Source organism: Streptomyces sp. NPDC002499 (genome assembly GCF_053595415.1).
Map to the genome: position 1 here is coordinate 1 of NZ_JBSFXO010000025.1, position 23,566 is coordinate 23,566.

The following is a 23,566-nucleotide window of genomic DNA, read 5'->3' on the forward strand; positions in this document are numbered from 1 at the left end:
GCCCGGTTACATTCCGAACCCGGAAGCTAAGCCTTACAGCGCCGATGGTACTGCAGGGGGGACCCTGTGGGAGAGTAGGACACCGCCGAACAATTTTTGAGAAAACCCCCGTACCGTTTATTCGGTACGGGGGTTTTCTGCGTTTCGGGTCCGCACGCATTTAGGGTTGGCGGTATGCGCTATGACCTCGTCATCTTCGACAACGACGGTGTCCTCGTCGACAGTGAGCCCATCTCCAACCGGCTCCTCGCCGCGTACCTGACCGAGCTCGGGTACCCGACGTCGTACGAGGACTCGCTCCGTGACTACATGGGCTCCGCCATGCACCGAGTCCATGAGGTGGTGGAGGAGCGGACCGGGGAGTCGTTGCCGGCTGACTTCGATGATGTCTTTCATGCGCGGGTGTTCGCCGCGTTCGAGCGGGAGTTGGGGCCGGTGCCCGGGGTCGAGGGCGTGCTCGCGAGGCTGGTCGAGGACGGGGTGCCGTACTGCGTGGCGTCCTCGGGGAGTCATGAGCGGATCCGGGTGGGGCATCGGACGACCGGGCTGGACCGGTGGTTCGACGAGGCGCGGATCTTCAGTGCTCAGGACGTGGGGCGGGGGAAGCCCGATCCGGATCTGTTCCTGTATGCGGCGGAGCGGATGGGCGTAGCGCCCGGCCGGTGTGTGGTGGTCGAGGACTCTCCGCTGGGGGTGCAGGCGGGGGTGGCGGCCGGGATGGATGTGCTCGGGTTCACCGCCATGACGTCGGGGGAGAAGCTCGCCGGGGCCGGCAAACTCTTCGGGGACATGGGGGAGTTGGCCGAGCTGCTGTACTGACCCTGCCGCACTGACATTTGTCATGCCGAGCTCTGGACGATCGTTTCTACTGGGGGACCCCGTCCGGCAGCCAAGCTGAGGGCATGACGACGAAGACGAGCAAGCAGAGCACCTTCGGTCCGCTGGTCGTGGATGTGGCGGTCCCTCTCGGTTCGTACTACCTGTTCAAGGACGCCTTCGGGATGAGCACCTTCGCGGCGCTGGCCTGGAGCAGTGTGGTTCCGGCTCTGCGGACGGTCTGGAGCCTGGTGCGGGAGCGGCGGACGAACGGGCTGGCCGGGCTCATCCTGGTCGTCAACGTCGTCTCTCTGGTGCTGAGCTTCGTCGCCGGTGACCCGCGGCTGATGCTCGCCAAGGACAGCGCGGTCAGCAGCACGATCGGGATCGGGATCCTTGTCTCCGTGGCCCTCGGCCGGCCGATGATGACCGCCGGTATGAAGCCCTTCCTGATCAAGGGCGACCGGGCCAAGGAGGCCGCCTGGCGGCGGCTGGCGTCCGGTCGGGCGGCCGCTTCGGCGGACTTCCTGCGCAAGGAGCGGCTGTTCTCGGTGGTGTGGGGCGTGGCGCTGCTCGCCGAGTGTGTGGCGCGGGTCGTGGGGGCGTACACGATCCCGGTGGACACCATGGTGTGGCTGGGGACGGTCGTGATGGCCGGCGTGATGACGCTGACGTTCCTCGTCAGCGGTGCGCTGGCTGCCGGGCCCATGGCGGAGATGGTCGCCGCCGAAGCCGAGGTCGAGGCCGAGGGTGAAGCCGACACCGCGAGCGAGGGAGCGGGCCTCCAGGTCGAGGTCGCCGTCGCCGCCTGACGCTCATGAGAGGGATCGTGGGTAAAGCTGAAGGAAATTCATCTTTGGCTGGATCTACCCACAGGTAGCCTGGGGCCCTACGCTCGCCGCCATGACAGATGTGCTGCGGCGCGGTAGGGCCTCTCTGGCGTTGAGCTTCTTCGCCCAGGGCGCCGTCTTCGCCCTTCTCGTGACCCGGATCCCGGCCATCCAGGACCGGTACGGGGTCTCCGACGCGCTGCTGCCCGCCTTCCTGGCCGCCGTGCCGATCCTGGCCGGGGTCGGGAGCGTGACGACCGAGCAGTTGGTGAAGCGGGTCCCGCCGAGTCTGCTGCTGCGTTGGTCCCAGCCCGTGGTGATGCTGGCCCTGCTCGGTGTCGGGGCGGGCGACTCCAAGGCCGAACTGGCCATCTCGCTCGTCGCCTTCGGGCTGGCCGTGGGTGCGCTGGACGCCTCGATGAACATGCTCGGGGTGAGCCTGCAGCGGGCGTACGGGCGGAGCATCATGCTCAGCTTCCATGCCGTGTACAGCCTGGGCGGGATCGTGGGGGCCTCGCTGGCGTGGGCGGGGGCGCACTGGCATCTCGCGCTGTGGGTCTCGTATCTGCCGGTCGTGGCCGTGCTGTTGCCGGCCGCGCTGGTGGGGAGTCGGTGGTACGTCGACGGGGACGGCGGCGAGGGGGGCGGTTCGGCGGAGGAGGCGGACGCGGCGGCGAAGGGGGCCGGCGGGGGTGTCGTCTTCAAGATGCTGCTGCCGCTGTGTCTGGTGATGACCTTCGCCTACATCGGGGACTCGACCGTCTCCAACTGGAGCGCGAAGTATCTGCAGGACGTGCTGGGGAGTTCGGAGCAGCTCGCGACCGTGCCGTACAACGTGTACATGGTGACCACGCTGCTGGGGCGGGCGCTGGGGGACTTCGGGGTGCGGCGGTTCGGGGCCGTGGTGGTCGTGCGGGTGGGGGCGTTGGTGGCGGCGGGCGGGTTCGCGGTGGTGGCGGTGGCGCCGGGGCCGTGGGTCGGGATGCTCGGGTTCACGCTGCTGGGGCTGGGGTTGTGTGTGCTGGTGCCGCAGACGTTCGCGGCGGCCGGGCGGATGTTCCCGGGGGCGTCGGACGCGGCGATCGCGCGGCTCAATGTCTTCAACTACGTGGGATTCTTGATCGGTTCGCCGCTTGTGGGGGCGTTGGGGGATGCGTGGAGTTATCGCGGGGCGATGCTCGTGCCGATGGTGTTGGTGCTGGTGACACTGGTGTACGCCAAGTCGTTCGCTCCTCAACAGGACCGATACGGTGGCGGGCATGAGCGGCCGCGCACAGCTGATGTGGGACGAGGCAGTAACGGGCTATGACTTCGGTCGGGATCATCCGATGGACCCGATCCGGCTCGCCCTGACCAGGCGACTCGTCGACGCCTTCGAGCTCGACAAGGACGTCGACGTGGTCGCGGCGAAGCCGGCCGGGGAGTCGACGCTGCGGCTGGTCCACCGGGAGGACTACGTCGAGGCCGTGAAGGCGGCTTCCGTGGATCCGGGGGCGGCCGATGGGGCGTACGGGCTCGGGACCATGGATGATCCGGCGTTCGCGGGGATGCATGAGGTGTCCGCGTTGATCGCCGGGCAGTCGGTGGGGGCCGCGGAGGCGGTGTGGGCGGGGGATGCGCTGCATGCCGTGAACTTCGCGGGTGGGTTGCATCATGCGATGCCGGGGGCCGCGTCGGGGTTCTGCATCTACAACGATGCGTCGCTGGCCATTGCGCGGCTGTTGGAGTTGGGGGCGGAGAGGGTCGCGTACATCGATGTGGACGTGCATCACGGGGACGGGGTGCAGGCCGCGTTCTGGGAGGATCCGCGGGTTTTGACGATCTCCCTGCATGAGCATCCGCGGACGTTGTTTCCGCAGACCGGGTGGCCGGAGGAGACGGGTTCCGGGGCGGGGGAGGGGGCGGCTGTGAATGTCGCGTTGCCTGCGGGGACGGGGGATGCGGGGTGGTTGCGGGCGTTTCACGCGGTGGTGCCGGAGTTGATTGCGGACTTTCGGCCGCAGGTGTTGGTGACGCAGCACGGGGCCGATACGCATTTTGAGGATCCGCTCGCGCATCTGGCCGTGTCGCTGGATGCGCAGCGGGCGGTGCAGGTCGCGTGTCATGAGCTGGCGCATGCGTATGCCGACGGGAAGTGGGTCGCGTTGGGGGGTGGGGGGTACGCCGTGGTGGATGTGGTGCCGCGGTCCTGGACGCATTTGGTGGCTATTGCTGCGGGGCGGGAGATCGCGCCGGAGACGCTTGTGCCGGAGAGTTGGCGGCAGGAAGTTTTTGCTCGGACGCGGCAGTTGGGGCCTGGGCGGATGACTGATGGGCGGTGGCCGGTGTCTTTTGCTGATTGGGATGCGGGGTACGACCCTGCGGATCGGTTGGATCAGGCTGTGTTGGCTACTCGGCGGGCCGTGTTTCCGTTGCGGGGGTTGTTGGCGTAGGGGTGTTGGGATGTAAGGGCGTTGAGGCGAGGGGTGTTGGGGTTGCTGGGGTGGGGGCGGCTGGCGTAGCGGGGTTTCGCTTGCCCGCTCTTGCGGGGTGCCGCTGCGCCCACCCGTGCCGCCCCAGCGGCACGACTGCCCGCAGCTAGGGCAGCTAGGGCAGCTAGGGCAGCTACGGAAGCTGGGGCGGGTGGGGTGCGTGGTGGTGCTGCTCGCAGCTGGGGCTGCTGCCCGCAGCTATGGCAGCCACGGCAGTTGGGGTGGGTGGGGTGGTGCCGGGGGCGGTTGGTCAGGGCGCCCCCGGCGTTTGGGGTCAGGCGCAGTGGCCTGAGTCGCTGCCTGTTGCCGTGCCGATGGCGCCGAGCCATTCGATGCAGTGGCCGCGCGCGCTCAGGTAGACCGGGCCGGCGTACGACGTGTACTTGCCGTTGTCGCGGACCGGGGTGGTCTCGTGGTCGGTGACGATGTTGAGTTCCACGGCCATGTAGATCTTCGCGCCCGTGGTGTTGCGGATGGTCACGGCGCAGTTCTTGCCGGTCGACTCGTTCCAGGTCACGTACACCTTGCCGGAGTTGCCCACCGGCGTGGAGTCGATGACCTTGTAGCCGGTACCGCAGACGCCGTTGTAGGCCGCGGCCGCCGACTTGGTGGTGACCGGCTTCACCGTTGCCGCTGACGCGGGAGAGGTGCCGGCGATGGCTCCTCCGACCGCCAGGACGGTGAGTGCGGCGGCCGTTGTGACGCGACGGGACAGCTTCATTCCCATGGTTGTTCCCCCTGGTGTGGTGGCCTGCTGTGATCCTTGGTCAACTTGCCGTTCTGTCACCGGGGCCCGCATCGGTCGCTAGGCCAACCGTGCGGTGTTCGTGGGCTTTTCGGCGTGGCCCGGGCCGGTGTCCGTCACCATCGCACTCGTGTTGAGCACCGGAGCACTGCGCGCCCATCTGCTGGCCGCCCGGCTGGCCGGGACGGTGGCCACCTCGCGGGAGGAGAGCCTGCGCAGCTATCGGCTCTTCGCCGCACGTGACCCCCGGGTGATGATCGGGATCGATCCCGAATGGACCTGGCGGCAGCGGGACTTGATCCAGTTGATGGCGGACAAGTGTGGGGTTTCGGCCGATCCACAGCACACCTCAGGCCATGATGTGATTGATCCGGACCGGACTCTGACCGCGCTGGATGCCTTTGCGGAACGTCTGGGCGCGGCTGCTGAGCGTGGCGCTCCGGTGCTGTTCGGCACCGGCCACCCTCATCGGCTCCTCGGCTTCTACGCCGCGCTTGCGGACGCGCTGTCGGCGGCGGGATGTACCGTCCTCACACCGGCGCATGGTCGCTGTGTCGACATAACGACCCGGTTCGGTCTACGCACGTACAACCTTGACTACGTACGAGGAGTCGCGCTCGTCCGCGAACCCGGCCCCGCTCGCCCCGGTTGTGCGACCGGCGCACACACGCACTCACCGCTCCCGGTTCGGACCGTTCTGGCGGCGGCCGCGGAGGCCGGCGGGCCCCTTCCCGAGCTGGTCGTCGGGGACCACGGATGGGTCTGCGGAGCAGGTCAGCTGGGGTTCGAGGCCATTGGGTTGGGCGATACCGACGACCCCGCGCTCTTCGTCGGAGAGGCAGAGGGGTCCGTGTCCGTCGTCGTTCCACTTGATGACGCTGTGCGGTCTGATTACTACCGGCCGCTTACCCGCTACGTACTCAATCGAGCGTGTCTGTCACAGTAGGCCGCCGATGGGTGCACCTCTTCCCCACTCGCATCACACGCCCCTACATTGGGGAGTGAGCACGCAACGACGAAGAGTCACCGGAAGGGGAAGCCGGTGACCGTCGAGTGCGGAAGGTTCAGGTGTGTCATGGCTGCAGCTGGCGAGAGGCCTCTGAACGAGGTTCAGTTCCTTACCGTGGCGGAAGTCGCCTCGGTGATGCGAGTGTCGAAGATGACCGTGTACCGGTTGGTGCACAGCGGTCATCTGCCCGCGATCCGGGTCGGACGTTCGTTCCGTGTACCGGAGCAAGCGGTGCACGAGTACCTCCGCGAGAGCTATGTGGGGGTGGAGACAGCCTGACGGCGGCTTCCGGACCTCCCGGAAGTCCCTCGATTACGACCTCAGCGCTCGGACGGGTAGGCTGGCCCCTTGTAGGTCGTATGGGCCCATGGCGCCCAGCACCGAGTGATGAGAAGTGAGCGAGGGTAGTCGTGGGCTCTGTTATCAAGAAGCGGCGCAAGCGGATGGCTAAGAAGAAGCACCGCAAGCTGCTCAAGCGCACGCGCGTTCAGCGTCGCAACAAGAAGTAAGCGACGCCGTAGAGCGTGTTTCTGTGGCCCCCCACCGCATCCGGTGGGGGGCCACAGGCGTTTGTGATGCCGTCCGGATAACGCCACTTCGGGCATTGGGCGGTCATCACAGCGCAACACCGAACCGCTAAGTTGGCCGACACGGGGAACGCGGCAGCTGACAGGGCTCGTCGACGGCTGGAAGGAAGGCGCTGATCTTGGGGAAGGTCGTGCTCGTGACCGGGGTGGCCCGCAGGCTCGGGGGCCGGTTCGTACGACGGATCCAGCGTGACCCGCAGGTGGACCGGGTCATCGCGGTGGACGCGGTCCAGCCCGAGCATCATCTCGGTGGTGCCGAGTTCATCCAGGCGGACATCCGGCAGCCCGGTATCGCGCGGGTCCTGGCCGAGACGGGCGCCGACACCGTCGTACACCTCGATGTGACGGCGATGGCGCTGGGCAGTGGCAGCCGGACCACGGTCAAGGAGACCAACGTCATCGGCACGATGCAGCTGCTCGGGGCCTGTCAGAAGTCGCCGACGGTGAAGCGGCTGGTGGTGAAGTCCAGTACGAACGTCTACGGGTCGGCGCCCCGGGATCCGGCCGTCTTCACCGAGACGACCCCGCCCAAGTCGCTGCCCAGCGGCGGCTTCGCCAAGGACACGGTCGAGGTCGAGGGGTATGTGCGCGGGTTCGCGCGGCGGCGGCCGGATGTCGCGGTGTGTGTGCTGCGGTTCGCCAACATCCTCGGTCCCACCGCGGACACCCCGCTGACCTCGTACTTCGCGCTGCCGGTGCTGCCGACGGTATTCGGTTACGACCCTCGGCTGCAGTTCGTGCACGAGGACGACGTGATCGAGGTGCTGCGGATCGGCTCGCACGAACCGGCGCGGGGCACGCTCAACAGCGGGACCTTCAACATCGCCGGGGACGGCGTCCTGTTGCTGTCCCAGTGCTCGCGGCGGCTGGGGCGGCCGACGGTGCCGTTGCTGCTGCCGGCGCTCACCTGGGCCGGGTCGCTGGTGCGTACGCTGGGCATGACGGACTTCTCGCCGGAGCAGATCCGGCTGTTGACCCATGGCCGGGTCGTGGCGACGGATCAGATGCGCGAGACGCTCGGGTTCAAGCCGAAGTACACGACGGCGGAGACCTTCGCGGACTTCGCGCGCAGCCGGGGTCCCGGACTCCTGCCCCCGGAGGCCCTCGCGGGGGCCGTCGACCGGCTCGCCGCGCTGCCCGCCCTGGGCGGCCACCCCCCGACGCAGAGCGCCAACTGAGGAGCGCATCAACGATGGCTGATGCCAAGGTCATTCCGTTCGACGACGACCGGTCCCGCTCGGGTGCCGTACCGCGGCCGGCGCGGCGTCGGAGCGCGGGGAGCCGGCGCGGCAAGACCGCGGAACCCGCGCTGGTCCGCGAGGTACAGCCCCTGCCCAGCAGGGCGCCGGCGCAGGATGATGTTCCTGTGACGCGTGAGGAACAGGAACAGCCGCCCGGGCGGCCTCAGGACGACGGCGATCTGGAACGTCGGATCGCTAGCGGACTGTCCTTCCTGCGCCGCCGGCTCACCGGCGACTACGAGGTCGACGACTTCGGCTACGACGAGGAGCTCACCGACCAGGTCCTGATGCCGGCGCTGCGCCCGGTGTACGAGAAGTACTTCCGGGTCGAGGTCAAGGGCGTCGAGAACATCCCGGCCGAGGGCGGCGCGTTGATCGTCGCCAACCACTCCGGGACGATTCCGCTGGACGGCGTGATGATGCAGATCGCCGTCCACGACAACCACCCCGCGAACCGTCATCTCCGACTGCTCGCGGCGGACCTGGTCTTCATGCTCCCGGTCGTCAACGAGCTGGCCCGCAAGGCCGGTCACACCCTCGCCTGCGCCGAGGACGCCGAACGGCTGCTGGGCCGCGGCGAACTGGTCGGCGTGATGCCGGAGGGCTTCAAGGGCATCGGCAAGCCGTTCGGCGAGCGCTACAAACTCCAGCGGTTCGGCCGCGGCGGCTTCGTCTCCACGGCCCTGCGCAAGGGCACCCCGATCATCCCGTGCTCGATCGTGGGCGCGGAGGAGATCTACCCGATGATCGGCAACTCCAAGACCCTGGCGCGGGTCCTGGGCTTCCCGTACTTCCCGATCACGCCCACCTTCCCGTGGCTGGGCCCCCTCGGCGCGATCCCGCTCCCCACGAAGTGGACGATCCAGTTCGGCGAGCCGATCCCGACGGACGGCTACCCGCCGGAGGCGGCGGAGGACCCGATGCTGATGTTCAACCTGACCGATCAAGTGCGCGAGCAGATCCAGCACACGCTCTACAAGTTGCTCGTGCAGCGGCGGTCGGTGTTCTTCTAGGGACTTCGTCCACGAGACAAGCGGATACGTCGATGGGGGCGCCCTCCTGAAAAGGGCGCCCCCATCGATCTGTCGAGCCGGCGGAGCTAGTTCGCGTCCTCGCCGTCGATTCCCAGGCCTGGGAGCAGGCCGGGGAGGAGGGGCGGGATCGTCACGTCCGGGGCTGTGCCGGTGGACTTGGACGGGGACGGGGAGGCGCTGCTCGTGGCGCCCGGCGGGTCGAGGAGGCCGCCCGTGTTGCCGCCGAGCAGGCCGTCGTTGCCGGTCTCGGCCGACTTGCTGGGGCTGGACGAGTGGCTGTTCTCGGAGGTGCCGTTGCCGGTGCTCGGGGTGGTCGAGCGGTCGGTGCCGGACGACGTGCCCGTGGACCCCGTACCGGAGCCCTGGCGGTTGCCGCCGCTGCCGGTGCTGCCCTTGGCCGGGGGCTTGGGGAGCAGGGACTGCAGCGGGGCGACCTCTTCGTCTATGGCGTCGAAGACCGAGGACACCTCGTCGCTGACGTCGCCGAGCTGGACCGGCAGGCGGTCGCGGAGGGCGCCCCAGGCCTCGCGGTGCGAGCGAGAGAAGGCGTCGAGGGCCTGGATGGGGCCCAGCTTGTCCGGGTCGCGCTCGTAGGCCTCGTGCAGCAGTCGGTGGCCCTCGGCCGCGTCGTGCCGCATGCCGGACAGGGCACGTCGGATCTCGCCCAGCGACTCGTGGTCCAGGTGGCCACCGCGGTCGCGCTCCATCAGCCGACGGGCCTCGCTCAGCCGGTTGGAGGCCTGGTCGAGGTAGGCGACTCCGCGCTCGTCGTCGCCTTCGGACAGATAGTTGAGCTTGAAGTCCTCGATGCCTCGCTTGAGTCCGTAGAGCGAGTCACCGGGCAGCGCGTCCGAGCTGGCAGCGGCGACTCCGCCGAAGGCGCTCGCCGCGACACCGACGCTGAGCCCGCCGGCGGCGAGGCCCTTGCTCAGTCGCGATCTCGGCCGCAGTTTCCCCAGCGGGCTCGCCCGGTGCGCACCCCGGGCCCGGTGGGAACGCTGCTCCGGTACCGATGGGTCCGTCGCCCCGCCCCCCGCGCCCTCCTGGAGCATGGCCTCGAACGCGGCCACCAGCTGGGCCCGCTGGACGACCTTCACCTCGGGGTCCAGCATCGGCCTCGGCAGGTCGCCGAGACACTCCGTGAGGGCCATTAGGCGGCCCTGCTCGGTCTGTTCCGCAGCAGCCGGAGCCGGGGCCGGTCCTTCGGACTGCTCGGCCGCAGGGTCCTGGTAGGACTGCTCCTCCAGGGCCTGGGCGAAGGCGTTCGCCCGCCGGTGCGCCGATACGTTCGCGATCACTGGCGGCACCTCCTCTCGTCATGACGGTCGACTCCCCTGGGATCCGGACGGTTGCCCACCTCGATCGTTTCCACACGATCGAGTGATCGGGCTTTGGCCCGGACGTGACCACAGGGAGCCTGCATCCCGCACAACGAGCGGCGTGGCACTTGGGTTACGGACGACGGATGATCGGATCGGGAAGTCAACGGACTTTCACTGAACGTGAGTTGGGTATCGCGGAGAGTGGCGTGCTCAGCGTGCGTCGTCCGGCAGGAGCCGGGCGAGCGTACGCACCGCTCGGTACTGGAGGGTCTTGATCGCGCCCTCGTTCTTGCCCATCACGCGGGCGGTCTCGGCGACGGACAGACCCTGGAGGAACCGGAGCGTCACACACTCCTGCTGCTGAGGGTTGAGCCGTCGCACCGCGTCGAGCAGGGCGGTGTTCGACAGGGACTCCAGGACGGCGTCCTCGGGCGAGCGCTCGACCTCGTTGGCGTCGAGCATCTCGCCGGTCGTGACCTCCAGCCGGAAACGGCTGGACTTGAAGTGGTCGGCGACCAGGTTGCGGGCGATGGTCACCAGCCATGCGCCGAAGTCGCGGCCCTGCCAGGTGAAGGTCCCGATGCGCCGCAGGGCGCGCAGGAACGTCTCGCTGGTGAGGTCCTCGGCGGTGGCCTTTCCGCCCACCCGGTAATAGATGTACCGGTACACGGTGTCGCTGTACTGGTCGTAGAGACGCCCGAAGGCGTCGGCCTCGCCGGCCTGGGCGCGCTCGACGAGGTCCATCATGCGGGCGCTGTCACTGTCCGCGGCCGGGCGGCGCGCGGTGGTGGCGCCGGTGGTCCGCCCTCGTCTTCCGACGGCGGCGGTGCCGTCGGCCAGTGCGTAGCACGGGCCGACGGGGGTGGTGGCTACGGCAAGGGCGGGGACGGCGTACGCGGTGGGGACGAAGCCGCGCAACAGGTCTTGGACCGTTGCGCGCAGCGTAGCCAGGCCCGAGGCGTCAACCCCGACGTGTGGGTACACGGGACTCCCAGAGGCAGAGCTTCCATCACGTGCAGTGCGGGACCGTTCACCCGTCGTAGCGACGGAGGGGTACCGGTTTGCGTCTGAGGAGAATAACGCTTCGTGCAGGCACTGCTACACCCAGTTGCTCAAATCATCGATTACGTCGCTTCTGTAACCGATTGACGCACGATCAAGTACCGCAGAGTGACCGGTTGTTGATCGAATGCGTTCATGTTCAGTCAGGGAACGGGGCGTGTTGTGGCCGTGTGCAGCCAACGTGACTGGACAGAGGGTTACGCGGGTAAGACCCGTGGATTGGCTGCGTTTGCCCTGTTACCGGCGCCGACGGCTCAATGCGATCGCCGCCGCCGTGCCGCCCGCCACCGCGCCGACGCCGGCCGCCGCCGGGATGCCGACCTTCGCCGCCCTGCGGGCCGTGCGGTAGTCGCGCAGCCGCCAGTCCAGCTTGCGGGCGTGCTTGCGCAGCTTGCTGTCCGGGTTGATGGCGTAGGGGTGGCCGACCAGCGAGAGCATCGGGATGTCGTTGTGCGAGTCGCTGTAGGCGGCGCAGCGGGACAGGTCCAGGCCCTCCGCCGCGGCCAGCGCGCGCACCGCCTCCGCCTTCGCGGGGCCGTGCAGCGGTTCGCCGACCAGCTTGCCGGTGTAGACGCCGTCGACCGACTCGGCGACCGTGCCGAGGGCGCCGGTCAGGCCGAGGCGGCGGGCGATCACCGTGGCGATCTCCACCGGGGCCGCCGTGACCAGCCACACCTTCTGGCCCGCGTCCAGGTGGGCCTGGGCGAGGGCGCGGGTGCCGGGCCAGATCCGCTCGGCCATGTATTCGTCGTAGATCTCCTCGCCGATCGACTGCAACTCGGCGACGCGGTGGCCCTTGACGATCGACAGTGCCGAGTCGCGGGCGTCCTGCATGTGCTCGGGGTCCTCGGAGCCGGCCAGTCTGAACCAGGCCTGCTGCCAGGCGAACCGGGCGAGGTCGCGGGTCTCGAAGAACTTCCGCTTGTACAGGCCCCGGCCGAAGTGGAAGATCGACGCGCCCTGCATCACGGTGTTGTCGAGGTCGAAGAAGGCGGCGGCCTTGTCGTCGCCGAGCACCGGGAACTCCGGCTCCTCCACCGCGAGATCGGCGTCGGTGGCGTCTTCAGCGTGCTGGGCGTCCTGCGAGGACTTGCGGGCTGCCTCCGCCGAGGCCTCGCCTGCCAACACGCTTCGTGCCGTGGCGGAGCGCCTACGGGGGGTGAGCCATCCGAGAGCGGCCATGGCGTGAGCATAGCCAGTTTGTTCGGTGGCTTCGGAGTCGCGAGGTTTGGAGGCTGTGAACTCTCCGCGACCGGTCCGTTAAAGAGGGGTCACAATGGCCGACATGAGTCCCCTCTTCCGGCGCAAGGCCGATCCCGGCGACCGTTTCGTCACGCTTGTCCGCAAACCGGGTTGCCATCTGTGTGATGACGCACAAGTGGTGGTCGAGAAGGTCTGCGGCGACCTCGGCGTGCCCTGGGAGGCGAAGAGCATCGAGGCGGATCCGGAGCTGCACGACCAGTACTGGGAGCAGATTCCGGTCGTCCTGATCGACGGCGCGCAGCACACGTTCTGGCGTGTGAACGAGGAACGTTTGCGCAAGGCACTGACCGAGTAGTCCAAAGGCCCCGCGAAGTCGCTTAGGATCGACGGCGAACGGGTCTTGGGGGCGGGATTAGCGAGGAGCGTGTGCTGTTTTGCCTCCAAGAGAGAAGCGCGTGACGCCGGTCACGTTGGCCGGGCAAATCGGACACCATCTTTGTGCACGCGTTCACAAAGACATAGCCTGCTTTCGACGGGGCGGTCTGGGTTCGCGTGACCGCCTACAGCCCCGCTCTACCCGCAGGAGCACCGTGGCAACTGGCCGAACTCACCGACCGGCGACCCGAAGCCGAGGGATTCCCGAGGCCACCGTCGCCAGGCTTCCGCTGTACCTCCGAGCGCTGACCGCACTGTCGGAGCGCTCGGTACCCACGGTCTCCTCCGAGGAGCTGGCGGCCGCCGCGGGGGTCAACTCCGCGAAGCTGCGCAAGGATTTCTCCTACCTGGGTTCCTACGGAACGCGTGGTGTCGGCTACGACGTCGAGTATCTCGTCTACCAGATCTCCCGTGAACTGGGCCTCACCCAGGACTGGCCGGTAGTGATCGTCGGCATCGGAAATCTCGGTGCCGCGCTCGCCAACTACGGTGGTTTCGCCTCCCGTGGGTTCCGGGTCGCCGCGCTGATCGACGCCGATCCGGCGATGGCCGGCAAGCCGGTCGCGGGCATTCCGGTGCAGCACGCGGACGAGCTGGAAAAGATCATCGAGGACAACGGCGTGTCCATCGGGGTGATCGCCACCCCCGCCGGTGCCGCCCAGCCGGTGTGCGACCGGCTCGTGGCCGCCGGGGTCACGTCCATCCTGAACTTCGCGCCGACCGTGCTGACCGTCCCGGACGGCGTCGACGTGCGCAAGGTCGACCTCTCCATCGAGCTGCAGATCCTCGCCTTCCACGAGCAGCGCAAGGCGGGCGAGGAGCGCGCGGCCCAGGAGGCCGGACCGGCCGCCGCCACCCGCGGCAAGGCGTCCGCGAAGCAGGGGCCCGACGGGGACGTCCCCGCCGTGATGCCGGCATGAGTCTTCTCGTCGTCGGGCTGAGTCATCGCAGCGCGCCGGTCAGCGTCCTGGAGCGGGCCACGCTGCACGCCGACGCGCAGATCAAGCTGCTGCAGGACACCGTCGCCGCCGAGCCGGCCACCGAGGCCGCGGTCCTCGCCACCTGCAACCGCATCGAGCTGTACGCCGACGTGGACAAGTTCCACGCGGGGGTCGCCGAGCTGTCCACGCTGCTGGCCCAGCACAGCGGGGTCGGCCTGGAGGAGCTCACTCCTTATCTCTACGTGCACTACGAGGACCGGGCCGTCCACCATCTCTTCTCGGTGGCCTGCGGGTTGGACTCGATGGTCGTCGGCGAGGGCCAGATCCTCGGCCAGATGAAGGACTCGCTGGCCAAGGCGCAGGACCTGCACACCGCGGGCCGGCTGCTCAACGACCTCTTCCAGCAGGCCCTTCGGGTCGGCAAGCGCGCCCACTCCGAGACCGGCATCGACCGTGCGGGCCAGTCCCTGGTCACCTTCGGCCTGGAGCAACTGGCCGCCGGCGGCGACGTCCAGGACTGGGCCCGCGGGAAACGGGCCCTGGTGATCGGCGCGGGCTCGATGTCCTCGCTCGCCGCGGCCACGCTCGCGCGGGCCGGGGTCGCCGAGATCGTCATCGCCAACCGCACCGCCGACCGTGCCGAGCGCCTGGCGCAGATCCTCACCGAGGCCCCCGACCTGGACGTGGCGGCTCGCGCGGTACCGATGGATTCGGTGCCGCACGAGCTGACACGTGCCGACGTCGCGGTGTCGTGCACGGGCGCGACGGGCCTGGTCCTGGCCACCGAGACGGTCGCCGGGGCGGTGGCGGGGCGCGGATTCGGAGTGCCGGCCGCCGTCGTGCCGGATGCCGTCGGTGGTTCGTCGGCCGCGGGAGGCGCGGGATCCGGGGGTACGGCCCTGTCGGCGGCCCCCGTCGAGACCGGCCCGTCGGTGTCCGCCGAAGCAGCCCGCGAACTTCCGCCCACCAGCATCGGTGCCGAGGACGGGTGTCCGCTCGATCTTCCCGGTGCGCCTGTTGACCTTCCCGCTGTGCCGGCGACCGCCGGATTCTCCGTGCTCGGGGAAGCCGCCGTGGTCGGGATGGCCGCCGCCGAGCTGGAGCAGCATGCCGCCTGGGTGGACAACGCGCCTCGGCCGCAGAGCAGTTCCGCCCCCGGACCGCAGGGCATCGTGCTCGACCCCGCCCGGGACGCCGACGCCATCGCGGCGCTCGCGGCCACGGCGGCACTGGTCGGGCGGATCCCTGAACGTCGTAAGCCCGAACCGGTCGTCGAGCCGCCGCGGCCCGCGCCCGTCCTCTTTCTGCTCGACCTCGCCATGCCCCGGGACATCGACGCGGGCGCGCACCGGCTGGCCGGGGTGCGCCTGGTCGACATCGAGTCGCTCGCCGAGGCCTCCGCGGACGCGCCGATGGCCGCCGACGTCGACCAGGTGCGGCGGATCGTTTCGGACGAGGTCGAGGCGTTCGGCGCGGCGCTGCGGGCCGCGCACATCACGCCGACCGTGGTCGCCCTGCGCACCATGGCCGCCGATGTCGTCGCGAGCGAGGTCGCGCGGCTCGAAGGGCGGCTGCCCGGGCTCGACGAGCGGCACCGCGCCGAGATCAACCAGACCGTGAAACGCGTCGTCGACAAGCTGCTGCACGCGCCCACCGTGCGGGTCAAGCAGCTCGCGGCCGAGCCCGGCGGCGCCGGATACGCGGACGCGCTGCGCACCCTGTTCGACCTCGACCAGGAGACGGTGGCCTCCGTCTCCCGGGCCGAGCGCGCCGACGAAGGCGCCGACGACGACCCCCAGTACAGCAAGAACCGAGGGCCAGCATGACTGACAAGGCACTGAGGCTCGGGACCAGGCGAAGCAGACTCGCCCTGGCCCAGTCCGGGCAGGTTGCGGACGCCGTGAGCCAGGTGACCGGACGGCCCGTCGAACTCGTGGAGATCACGACCTACGGCGACACCTCCCGCGAGCACCTCGCGCAGATCGGCGGCACGGGAGTCTTCGTGACCGCCCTGCGGGACGCGCTGCTGCGCGGCGAGATCGACTTCGCCGTTCATTCGCTCAAGGACCTGCCGACCGCGCAGCCCGCGGACCTGGTCCTGGCCGCCGTACCCGAGCGCGAGGACCCGCGTGACGTGCTCGTCGCCCGGGACGCGCTGAAGTTCACCGACCTGCCCCGCGGGGCCCGCATCGGCACCGGTTCGCCGCGCCGCATGGCGCAGCTCAACGCGTACGCGCGCAGCCACGGACTGGACATCGACACCGTGCCGATCCGCGGGAACGTGGACACACGGATCCGATACGTGCACGACGGCGAGCTCGATGCCGTCGTACTGGCCGCCGCCGGGCTCACCCGGATCGGCCGCATCGACGAGGCGACCGACTTCCTCTCGATAGACACGGTTTTGCCCGCTCCCGGCCAGGGAGCACTGGCGATCGAGTGTGCCGCGGACAACGCGGACCTCGTCGCGACGCTCGGCGAGCTCGACGACCCGTTCACCCGGGTCGCCGTGACGGCCGAGCGGTCACTGCTCGCCGCCCTGGAGGCCGGCTGCAGCGCACCCGTTGGTGCGTTGGCCGACCTTCTGGCCGACGGGCAGATTGTCAAGGAAATGCGCCTGCGCGGGATAGTCGGCACGACCGACGGTTCGCGTACGGTGCAGCTGTCCACCACCGGTCCCGTGCCCGAGACGCACGACCAAGCACTGGCGCTGGGTCGCGAACTCGCCGCCGCGATGCTTGCCCAGGGCGCGGCCGGTCTCATGGGGGAGCAAGCCAAGTGAGCCCCACCACTCTTCCCGCCGGTCCGGAACACGGGCACGTCACCTTCCTTGGTGCCGGACCCGGGGATCCGGGACTGCTGACTCTGCGCGCCGTAGAGGCGCTGACGCACGCGGACGTCCTGGTGGCCGAGCACGAAGTGCTGGCCGTGGTACGCACGCACGCCAGACAAGGCGTGGCCGAAGTGCACACGGACGGGGGTCCTTCGTCGGACCCGTCGCCGGGCACGGGCACGCCTCAGCTCACGGTTGTTGACAGTGCGTCAACAACCGCTGGGGTCCCCGCGGTACGGGATGCCGCACATCTTGTCATGGAGGCCGCACGGGGCGGCAGGCGGGTCGTACGTGCGGTGTCCGGGGACCCCGGACTTGATACGTACGCCGCCTCCGAAATGCTCGCCTGCGCCGCGGCCGGTGTTCCCTTCGAGGTCGTGCCGGGTGTCGCGACGGCCGTCGGCGTACCCGCGTACGCCGGTGTCCCGCTGCGCGACGCCGAGGGCGCGGACGTCCGGTTCGTGGACGCCCGCAGCGCCTCCGACCGGTGCTGGACGGAGGTGGGTGCCTCCGACGGGACCGTGGTCGTGTCGGCGACGCTCGACTCCGTCGGCGCCGCGGCCGGCGAACTGGTGTCCGCAGGCCGCAAGCCGGACACCCCGATGACGGTCACCATCGCCGGTACGACCACCCGGCAGCGGACCTGGTCCGCCACCCTCGGCACGATCGCGCAGACGCTGAAGCAGGCCAAGGCGCTGCCCTCGCCCGAAGGCGGGCGGCCGGTGATAGCCGTGGTCGGTGAGCGGTCCGCCGCCGCGCAGCGCGACCAGTTGTCGTGGTTCGAGTCCAAGCCGATGTTCGGCTGGAAGGTGCTCGTGCCGCGGACGAAGGAGCAGGCGGCTTCGCTCTCCGACCAGTTGAGGTCGTACGGGGCCGTGCCGTACGAGGTGCCGACGATCGCCGTCGAGCCGCCGCGGACGCCGCAGCAGATGGAGCGGGCCGTGAAGGGGCTCGTCACCGGGCGGTACGAGTGGATCGCGTTCACCTCGGTCAACGCGGTGAAGGCGGTGCGGGAGAAGTTCGAGGAGTACGGGCTCGATGCTCGGGCCTTCGCGGGGATCAAGGTCGCCGCGGTGGGGGAGCAGACGGCCAAGGCCCTTGTCGCCTTTGGCGTGAAGCCTGATCTCGTGCCGAGTGGTGAGCAGTCCGCCGCGGGGTTGTTGGAGGACTGGCCTCCTTATGACCCGGTCTTCGATCCGATCGACCGTGTTTTTCTGCCGCGTGCCGATATCGCCACCGAGACGCTGGTCGCCGGGCTGATCGAGCTCGGGTGGGAGGTGGACGACGTGACCGCGTATCGGACCGTGCGGGCGTCGCCGCCGCCGGCGGAGACTCGGGAGGCGATCAAGGGGGGTGGCTTCGATGCCGTTCTCTTCACGTCGTCGTCCACTGTGCGGAATCTGGTGGGGATCGCCGGTAAGCCGCACAACGTGACGGTGATCGCCTGTATCGGGCCGGCCACCGCCAAGACTGCCGAGGAGCATGGGCTGCGGGTGGATGTGATGGCTCCTGAGCCGTCTGTTCACAAGCTGGCTGAGGCGCTTGCCGAGTTCGGGTTGCGGCGGAGGGCTGCCGCCTTGGAGGCCGGGGATCCTGTTACCCGGCCCAGTGAGCGGCGGCCCGGGGCCAGGCGTCGTCGGACGACTTGAGGTGAGTGGGGGCGCGCGCCCGTGGGGGCTGCGCCCCCACACCCCCATCGGCCCTGAAGGGGCCTCGTCCTCAAACGCCGGACGGGCTGGGAGTCGACGTACCGTCGGCAAAGGGGCCCCTGCGTCGGGCGTAGCGTAGAGAGCATGACGAAGTACGGCTCTTTTCCCGGTGCCCGTCCTCGGCGGTTGCGTACTACGCCCGTCATGCGTCGGATGGTCGCTGAGACCCGGTTGCATCCCGCGGACTTCATTCTTCCGGCGTTCGTGCGGGAGGGGGTCAGTGAACCCGTGCCGATCGGGGCCATGCCCGGGGTCGTGCAGCACACGCGGGACAGTCTGAAGAAGGCCGCCGCCGAGGCCGTTGAGGCGGGGATCTCCGGGATCATGCTCTTCGGCGTGCCGGAGGAGAGCAAGAAGGACGCTCTCGGGACCGCCGGGACCGATCCGGACGGGATTCTTCAGGTCGCTCTGCGGGACGTGCGGGCCGAGGTCGGCGACGAGTTGCTCGTGATGTCCGATCTCTGTCTCGATGAGACCACCGATCATGGGCATTGCGGAGTGCTTGATGCCGAGGGGCGCGTCGACAACGACGCCACCCTTGAGCGGTACGCCGAGATGGCTCAGGTACAGGCCGATGCCGGGGCTCATGTCGTGGGCCCCAGCGGGATGATGGACGGGCAGATCGGGGTCATCCGGGACGCGCTCGACCAGATCGGGCGGGAGGATGTCGCCATCCTCGCCTACACCGTGAAGTACGCCTCCGCCTTCTTCGGGCCCTTCCGGGAAGCCGTCGGGTCGTCGTTGAAGGGTGATCGGAAGACCTATCAGCAGGATCCCGCCAACGCGCGTGACTCGTTGCGGGAGTTGGCCCTTGATCTGGAGGAGGGGGCCGACATGGTGATGGTGAAGCCGGCCGGGCCCTACCTCGACATCCTCGCCCGGGTCGCGGACTCGGTGGACGTGCCCGTCGCCGCGTACCAGATCTCCGGTGAGTACTCGATGATCGAGGCCGCCGCCGAGAAGGGCTGGATCGATCGTGATCAGGCCATCCTGGAAGCACTGACCGGCATCAAGCGGGCCGGGGCGCAGAACATCCTCACGTACTGGGCCACCGAGGTGGCGCGAAAGCTGCGTTGAGCAACGGATCGAGATCGTCCCGGCCTCGAATCGGTGACCGACCGGCAACGGAATGTGCTCGGTTGGGACACGAGGGGAACTCGGGTGGGGGTCGGAGAGGGCTCGGGTAGGGCTCGGGATGGGGAACCGTTGGTGGATCCATGGTGGAAGGCGATGGATCTGTCCTGAAATCGGTCAACCAAAGGGGGGTCGGGCGGGGTTGTGGACCCTGTTCGGCCCCTCCGGCCGTGGTGATCAACCGAATTGACGTGAAGTCAACGCCCTCCATACCTTCTGCGCCTGGCCTGATCCATTTTGGACGGCACGGACGTCGATCCCAGGGGGACGCAATGAGTTGGTTCATCGAGGCGCTGAAGAAGTACGCGGTGTTCAGCGGGCGCGCGCGCCGCAAGGAGTACTGGAACTTCGCCCTGTTCGTCGGGATCATCTACGTCGTGGTGCTGGTGCTCGGCCTCGTCACCAAGCAGACGGCCATCGTCGCGCTCGCGGGCGTCTTCTACCTCGGTGTGCTGATCCCCAGCCTGGCTGTCGCCGTGCGCCGGCTGCACGACACCGGCCGCTCCGGCTGGTGGATCCTGATCGGGCTCGTGCCGCTCGCCGGCGCCATCGTCCTGCTGGTCTTCACCGTCTCGGACTCCACCCCGGGCCCCAACCAGTACGGCCCGAACCCGAAGGAAGTCACGCAGGGGTACGCCGCCGTCTGATCCTCACTCAGCGCCCCGAGGCCGTCCGGTTCATCGACCGGGCGGCCTCCTGCGTGTGCGGTGCCGGGTCCAGCCTCATCGGGGACTGCTCGGCCGAGCGGGACTTGGCCGGGCCCTCGTCCCGGATGCCCTCGCCGTCCCGGCAGCCCGTCAGCGTGAGCGCGGTGAACGCGGTGAGCACGAGGGCGGTGGCGGCGAGGCGGTGGGTGCGGTGGGCTCGGACGGACATGGCGGTACGGGCCTCCTGGGCGGTGGACTCGGGCTGAGCCCCCAGCCGGGGGGAGTCGGCTGGGGGAACTCCAGACTGCGTGGTGATCGGCCCCCGGCGCCATGATCCGCGGGCAACTCGGGACGCCCGAGCGGCGGGACGGGCGCTGACCTGCGGAGATGTCATGTCCCGGCGGCGCGGTACGGGACGCGGGAGACGGTGGGAGCCGGGGAGAACCTGTGAGATCCGGTGGGATTCGGCGGTGGGCACCATCAAGTGCCGGGCCGAGTTAGGTTGTTGACCGCTGACCGTCCGTGAACGTGTTGGACAACTGGAGACTCTCATGCCCGGTGACGCCCTCAGCCAGGACCCCGCGGAGCTGAGAAGGAGGATCGACACCACGAAGGCGCACTCGGCCCGCGTCTACGACGTCTTCCTCGGCGGCAAGGACAACTACGAGGTGGACCGCGCCGCCGCGGCCGCCGCGCTCGCCGCCAACCCGCGCGGCTACCTCGACGTACGGCACAACCGCGACTTCATGCGGCGCGCGGTGACCCACCTGGTCGAGGAGCGGGGCGTACGGCAGTTTCTGGACATCGGCACCGGGCTGCCCACCGGGGAGAACGTCCACCAGATCGCCCAGGGGATCGACCCGGGTGCGCGGGTGGTGTACGTCGACAACGACCCGGTGGTGCTGACGCACGCGCGGGCGCTGCTCACCAGCGGGCCCGAGGGGCGTACGGATTATGTCGACGCCGATCTGCGCGAACCGGCCCTGATTCTCGAACAGGCCGCCAAGACCCTGGACTTCGACCAGCCGATCGCCCTCGTGCTGGTGGCGATCCTGCACTTCATCGAGGCCGAGGAGGCCTACCCGCTGGTGCGGGACCTGGTGGCGGCGCTGCCGGCCGGGAGTCAGCTGGTGATCAGCCACCTCACCGACGAGATGCACCCGGAGCCGACGCGGGCGGTCCAACGGACGTACACCGAGCGGGGTTTCACCTTCGTGTTCCGCACCAAGGACGAGGTCGAGCGGTTCTTCACCGAGACGCCCGGCATCACCCTGGAGGAGCCCGGTGTGCTGCCGGTCCACCAGTGGCACCCGAGCCCGGCGCCCGCCCCGCCGGCCGTCGACCCGGTGTTCTTCGAGGGGCTCGACGACATCGAGAAGATCCGCTACCGGGACATCAACGACGTCACCGACGACGACATCAATGTGTACGGGGCGATCGGCCGGAAAGACTGACGGGACGCCGTTGAACCGGGCCGCGGGGCCTCGCGTCGGTGCTGCGTGACAGCGAGTTGGATGTATTTGATCACGCAAACATATACTCGCGAGGCCATGCGGTCGGCGAGGGGGTTGCACACGCCGTTCCGTAGGGGTTTTGCTGTTTCCGCAGCGATATCGATGTCATCCACCCTTGGAAGGAAGTGCCGTGGCACCGGTGCTCGTTGGACTCGAAGGTCTGCTGGCGGGAGAGCGCATCCCGGTACTCGACACCCGCGTCACGTTCGGGCGCAACGCGGGCAACACCGTGGTCATCTCCAGCCTGAGCGTCTCTCGTTTCCACGCCGAGATCGTCTTCGACCAGGACAAGGGATACGTGCTGCGGGACCTCGGCAGCAGCAACGGCACGCTGGTCAACGGCGATGAGGTGGACTCCCGGCTGCTGCAGCCCGGTGACGCGATCACCATCGGCGACCAGGAGTTCCGCTTCGAGGTCGCGGACGCCATGCAGACCCTCATGGCGCTCAACCTGCCCCGGGCCGTGACGCATCCGGAGGAGAACGACGGGTCCGTCCTGCGGGTCACCGTCGTCGGCGGCGGGCCGGTCGGCCTGTCCATGGCGCTGCTGCTCGAACACTTCCTCGGGGCCCAGGTGCAGGTCACCGTCTACGAGGGCCGGTGGCGCAAGCAGGGCCGTACCGTCGTCTGGAAGGGCCAGGACGAGGGCAACGTACGGCGCCAGCAGGTGGTGACCGTGCAGAGCCGGCAGTACCTCGCGTGGCCGGAGGAGGTCCAGGAGCGGCTCTTCGTCCCGGAGCACTACACCGAGATGTGGCCGTCGGGCCCGGACTCGATCGGCGACCACCACCCGCGCAACATGCGGATCGCCTACATCGAGGACCGGCTGCTCGAGCTGGCCAACGAGAAGCGGGACCGCATCCGCCTGATACCGGCCCGGTTCGACCCGGTGGAGCAGCAGGAGGCCCTGGCCACCCAGCATGTGCTCGCGATCTGCGACGGCGGACGCTCGCGCACCCGGGACCACTTCGCCGCCCGCTTCGGCAAGGCCGACGAGTCCATCTACTCCCTCGACGGTGTCCACCTGCGGGACGTCGTCCTCGGTCTGCGCGTGAAGTCGGGCCTGTCCGACCCGATGGCGATCCTGCTGACGGTCGCGCAGAACCGGTTCCTGCTCAACTCGCTGCGCGGTGAGGGCTTCCTCAACATGCGGCTGACGGATACCGAGTTGTCGGAGGTCATCGGCATCGACCCGGTCCGCCGGGTCTTCGAGGAGTGCATCGCCTCCCGGCCGTGTCTGATGAACCGCGACGAGCACGGCGACTTCCAGTGCTCCACGCACGGCACGCTGTTCCTGCCCGCGCTGGTCAAGGGCTCCGCGCTGTGGAAGCGCGTGCACGAGGGGCTGCGCCTGTTCGCCGTCGAGGACGGGGACCTGAGCGCGGTCACCAGCTTCCGGCTCGACATGGTGCAACGGCCGCGCTTCTCCGCGGAGTTGCTGCCGCCGACCACCAACACGCCCGGCACGTACGGCTTCCTGCTCGGGGACGCGGCCAACTCCATCCACTTCTGGCCGGGCCGCGGCCTCAACAGCGGTCTTGCGTCGGCCGTTTCGCTGGCCCGCTCGCTCAACAGCGCCTGGAACGGGCGGCCCTTCCGGGACGCGGACTTCCTGCGGCACGAAGCGGCCATGTCGATGCTCCAGTACCGGCACAAGAGCCGGGCCTGGAAGGCGATGGTCACCACCGACGACCAGGGTGTCACCTGGGCGATCAAGGACATCATCAACCACGGCATCGACGGCATCTCCGAGGAGCCGGACCGCGAGGCGGACACCAGGATCCTGCTGGAGCGCATGAGCACCATCCGCGACCGGCTCGCCCCGCGCCTGCCCGGCATGCCGGACGACGAGGCGATCCTGGAACGGCTCCAGACCCTGGAGTCCAAGACGCTGCGCATGCTCGTCCTCAGCGGCGCCTGGGACACCCTGACCATGGGCGGCGAGGAGGTCGACATCGACATCTTCTACGGCCAGGACTCCTCGGCCGCGGCCGCGGCGGTGGAGGCGCTGGAGCCGGCCGCGCAGCCGTGAT

General features: G+C 69.1%; 23 protein-coding genes and 1 rRNA gene. 19 read left to right on the forward strand and 5 right to left on the reverse strand.

Features of this window, described 5'->3' with window-relative positions; all coding sequences use genetic code 11:
* From rrf to ACWD5F_RS44960, 5 genes are all read left to right on the forward strand, one after another.
* Nucleotides 1–91, forward strand: a 5S ribosomal RNA gene (rrf, locus tag ACWD5F_RS44940); the annotation flags it as partial.
* 83 nt (nucleotides 92–174) lie between these two features.
* The gene (locus ACWD5F_RS44945) at nucleotides 175–819 is read left to right on the forward strand and encodes an HAD family hydrolase (RefSeq protein WP_451261915.1); all 645 of its coding nucleotides are present in this window, start codon (nucleotides 175–177) and stop codon (nucleotides 817–819) included.
* 83 nt (nucleotides 820–902) lie between these two features.
* A complete protein-coding gene (locus ACWD5F_RS44950; protein WP_451261916.1) occupies nucleotides 903–1,628 on the forward strand; it encodes a VC0807 family protein in 726 nt (241 codons plus the stop codon).
* A gap of 91 nt (nucleotides 1,629–1,719) precedes the next feature.
* Nucleotides 1,720–2,955, forward strand: a complete 1,236-nt coding sequence (locus tag ACWD5F_RS44955; RefSeq protein ID WP_451261917.1) for an MFS transporter — start codon at nucleotides 1,720–1,722, stop codon at nucleotides 2,953–2,955.
* Nucleotides 2,906–4,078, forward strand: a complete 1,173-nt coding sequence (locus ACWD5F_RS44960; RefSeq protein ID WP_451261918.1) for an acetoin utilization protein AcuC — start codon at nucleotides 2,906–2,908, stop codon at nucleotides 4,076–4,078. Before ACWD5F_RS44955 ends, ACWD5F_RS44960 begins: the two co-directional genes overlap by 50 nt.
* 313 nt (nucleotides 4,079–4,391) lie before the next feature.
* On the opposite strand, the gene ACWD5F_RS44965 is transcribed toward ACWD5F_RS44960, so the two are convergent.
* Nucleotides 4,392–4,844 (reverse strand): spore-associated protein A, encoded by a 453-nt coding sequence (locus ACWD5F_RS44965; RefSeq protein WP_451261919.1) that lies wholly within the window; start codon nucleotides 4,842–4,844, stop codon nucleotides 4,392–4,394.
* 148 nt (nucleotides 4,845–4,992) lie between these two features.
* Here ACWD5F_RS44965 and ACWD5F_RS44970 point away from each other — a divergent pair, with 148 nt between their 5' ends.
* From ACWD5F_RS44970 to ACWD5F_RS44990, 5 genes are all read left to right on the forward strand, one after another.
* A complete protein-coding gene (locus ACWD5F_RS44970; RefSeq protein WP_451261920.1) occupies nucleotides 4,993–5,808 on the forward strand; it encodes a phosphatase in 816 nt (271 codons plus the stop codon).
* Nucleotides 5,809–5,937: 129 nt separating this feature from the next.
* On the forward strand, nucleotides 5,938–6,150 hold the full coding sequence (locus ACWD5F_RS44975; RefSeq protein WP_004984898.1) for a helix-turn-helix domain-containing protein: 213 nt from the start codon (nucleotides 5,938–5,940) through the stop codon (nucleotides 6,148–6,150).
* A 131-nt stretch (nucleotides 6,151–6,281) separates the two neighbouring features.
* A complete protein-coding gene (locus ACWD5F_RS44980) occupies nucleotides 6,282–6,380 on the forward strand; it encodes a 30S ribosomal protein bS22 (protein ID WP_003948845.1) in 99 nt (32 codons plus the stop codon).
* Between the two features lie 197 nt (nucleotides 6,381–6,577).
* The gene (locus ACWD5F_RS44985; RefSeq protein WP_401714385.1) at nucleotides 6,578–7,636 is read left to right on the forward strand and encodes an NAD-dependent epimerase/dehydratase family protein; all 1,059 of its coding nucleotides are present in this window, start codon (nucleotides 6,578–6,580) and stop codon (nucleotides 7,634–7,636) included.
* Nucleotides 7,637–7,650: 14 nt separating this feature from the next.
* Complete coding sequence (locus ACWD5F_RS44990; protein ID WP_401714384.1) at nucleotides 7,651–8,712, forward strand: lysophospholipid acyltransferase family protein; 1,062 nt, start codon at nucleotides 7,651–7,653, stop codon at nucleotides 8,710–8,712.
* A gap of 86 nt (nucleotides 8,713–8,798) precedes the next feature.
* Here the strand turns inward: ACWD5F_RS44990 and ACWD5F_RS44995 are convergent, their stop codons facing one another.
* The 3 genes from ACWD5F_RS44995 to ACWD5F_RS45005 all read right to left on the reverse strand — a co-directional run bounded on the left by ACWD5F_RS44995 (nucleotide 8,799) and on the right by ACWD5F_RS45005 (nucleotide 12,299).
* Nucleotides 8,799–10,031 carry a DUF5667 domain-containing protein gene (locus ACWD5F_RS44995; RefSeq protein WP_401714383.1) on the reverse strand — a complete coding sequence of 411 codons (1,233 nt, stop codon included), beginning with the start codon at nucleotides 10,029–10,031 and terminating at the stop codon, nucleotides 8,799–8,801.
* A gap of 234 nt (nucleotides 10,032–10,265) precedes the next feature.
* Nucleotides 10,266–11,039 carry an ECF subfamily RNA polymerase sigma factor, BldN family gene (locus ACWD5F_RS45000; protein WP_401714382.1) on the reverse strand — a complete coding sequence of 258 codons (774 nt, stop codon included), beginning with the start codon at nucleotides 11,037–11,039 and terminating at the stop codon, nucleotides 10,266–10,268.
* Between the two features lie 315 nt (nucleotides 11,040–11,354).
* A complete protein-coding gene (locus ACWD5F_RS45005; RefSeq protein ID WP_280883215.1) occupies nucleotides 11,355–12,299 on the reverse strand; it encodes an HAD family hydrolase in 945 nt (314 codons plus the stop codon).
* 94 nt (nucleotides 12,300–12,393) lie between these two features.
* Between ACWD5F_RS45005 and ACWD5F_RS45010 the strand changes: the two genes are divergently transcribed.
* From ACWD5F_RS45010 to ACWD5F_RS45040, 7 genes are all read left to right on the forward strand, one after another.
* A complete protein-coding gene (locus tag ACWD5F_RS45010) occupies nucleotides 12,394–12,675 on the forward strand; it encodes a glutaredoxin family protein (RefSeq protein WP_185146082.1) in 282 nt (93 codons plus the stop codon).
* A 235-nt stretch (nucleotides 12,676–12,910) separates the two neighbouring features.
* Nucleotides 12,911–13,675 carry a redox-sensing transcriptional repressor Rex gene (locus ACWD5F_RS45015; RefSeq protein ID WP_401714381.1) on the forward strand — a complete coding sequence of 255 codons (765 nt, stop codon included), beginning with the start codon at nucleotides 12,911–12,913 and terminating at the stop codon, nucleotides 13,673–13,675.
* On the forward strand, nucleotides 13,672–15,522 hold the full coding sequence (locus ACWD5F_RS45020; RefSeq protein WP_451261921.1) for a glutamyl-tRNA reductase: 1,851 nt from the start codon (nucleotides 13,672–13,674) through the stop codon (nucleotides 15,520–15,522). Before ACWD5F_RS45015 ends, ACWD5F_RS45020 begins: the two co-directional genes overlap by 4 nt.
* Nucleotides 15,519–16,478 (forward strand): hydroxymethylbilane synthase, encoded by a 960-nt coding sequence (hemC, locus tag ACWD5F_RS45025; protein WP_451261922.1) that lies wholly within the window; start codon nucleotides 15,519–15,521, stop codon nucleotides 16,476–16,478. Before ACWD5F_RS45020 ends, hemC begins: the two co-directional genes overlap by 4 nt.
* Nucleotides 16,475–18,178 carry a bifunctional uroporphyrinogen-III C-methyltransferase/uroporphyrinogen-III synthase gene (locus ACWD5F_RS45030; protein ID WP_401714378.1) on the forward strand — a complete coding sequence of 568 codons (1,704 nt, stop codon included), beginning with the start codon at nucleotides 16,475–16,477 and terminating at the stop codon, nucleotides 18,176–18,178. The genes hemC and ACWD5F_RS45030 overlap by 4 nt, the downstream gene beginning before the upstream one ends.
* 144 nt (nucleotides 18,179–18,322) lie before the next feature.
* Nucleotides 18,323–19,315 carry a porphobilinogen synthase gene (gene hemB / locus ACWD5F_RS45035; protein ID WP_401714377.1) on the forward strand — a complete coding sequence of 331 codons (993 nt, stop codon included), beginning with the start codon at nucleotides 18,323–18,325 and terminating at the stop codon, nucleotides 19,313–19,315.
* A 329-nt stretch (nucleotides 19,316–19,644) separates the two neighbouring features.
* Nucleotides 19,645–20,019, forward strand: a complete 375-nt coding sequence (locus ACWD5F_RS45040; RefSeq protein ID WP_451261923.1) for a DUF805 domain-containing protein — start codon at nucleotides 19,645–19,647, stop codon at nucleotides 20,017–20,019.
* A gap of 7 nt (nucleotides 20,020–20,026) precedes the next feature.
* Here ACWD5F_RS45040 and ACWD5F_RS45045 read toward each other — a convergent pair whose 3' ends face one another.
* Nucleotides 20,027–20,248 (reverse strand): hypothetical protein, encoded by a 222-nt coding sequence (locus ACWD5F_RS45045; RefSeq protein WP_451261924.1) that lies wholly within the window; start codon nucleotides 20,246–20,248, stop codon nucleotides 20,027–20,029.
* 322 nt (nucleotides 20,249–20,570) lie between these two features.
* Here ACWD5F_RS45045 and ACWD5F_RS45050 point away from each other — a divergent pair, with 322 nt between their 5' ends.
* Together ACWD5F_RS45050 and ACWD5F_RS45055 are read left to right on the forward strand one after the other, a co-directional pair.
* A complete protein-coding gene (locus tag ACWD5F_RS45050; protein WP_451261925.1) occupies nucleotides 20,571–21,473 on the forward strand; it encodes an SAM-dependent methyltransferase in 903 nt (300 codons plus the stop codon).
* Between the two features lie 190 nt (nucleotides 21,474–21,663).
* Nucleotides 21,664–23,565: an FHA domain-containing protein gene (locus tag ACWD5F_RS45055; protein WP_401714373.1), complete on the forward strand. Its 1,902-nt coding sequence runs from the start codon at nucleotides 21,664–21,666 to the stop codon at nucleotides 23,563–23,565.
* Nucleotide 23,566 lies beyond the last annotated feature (1 nt).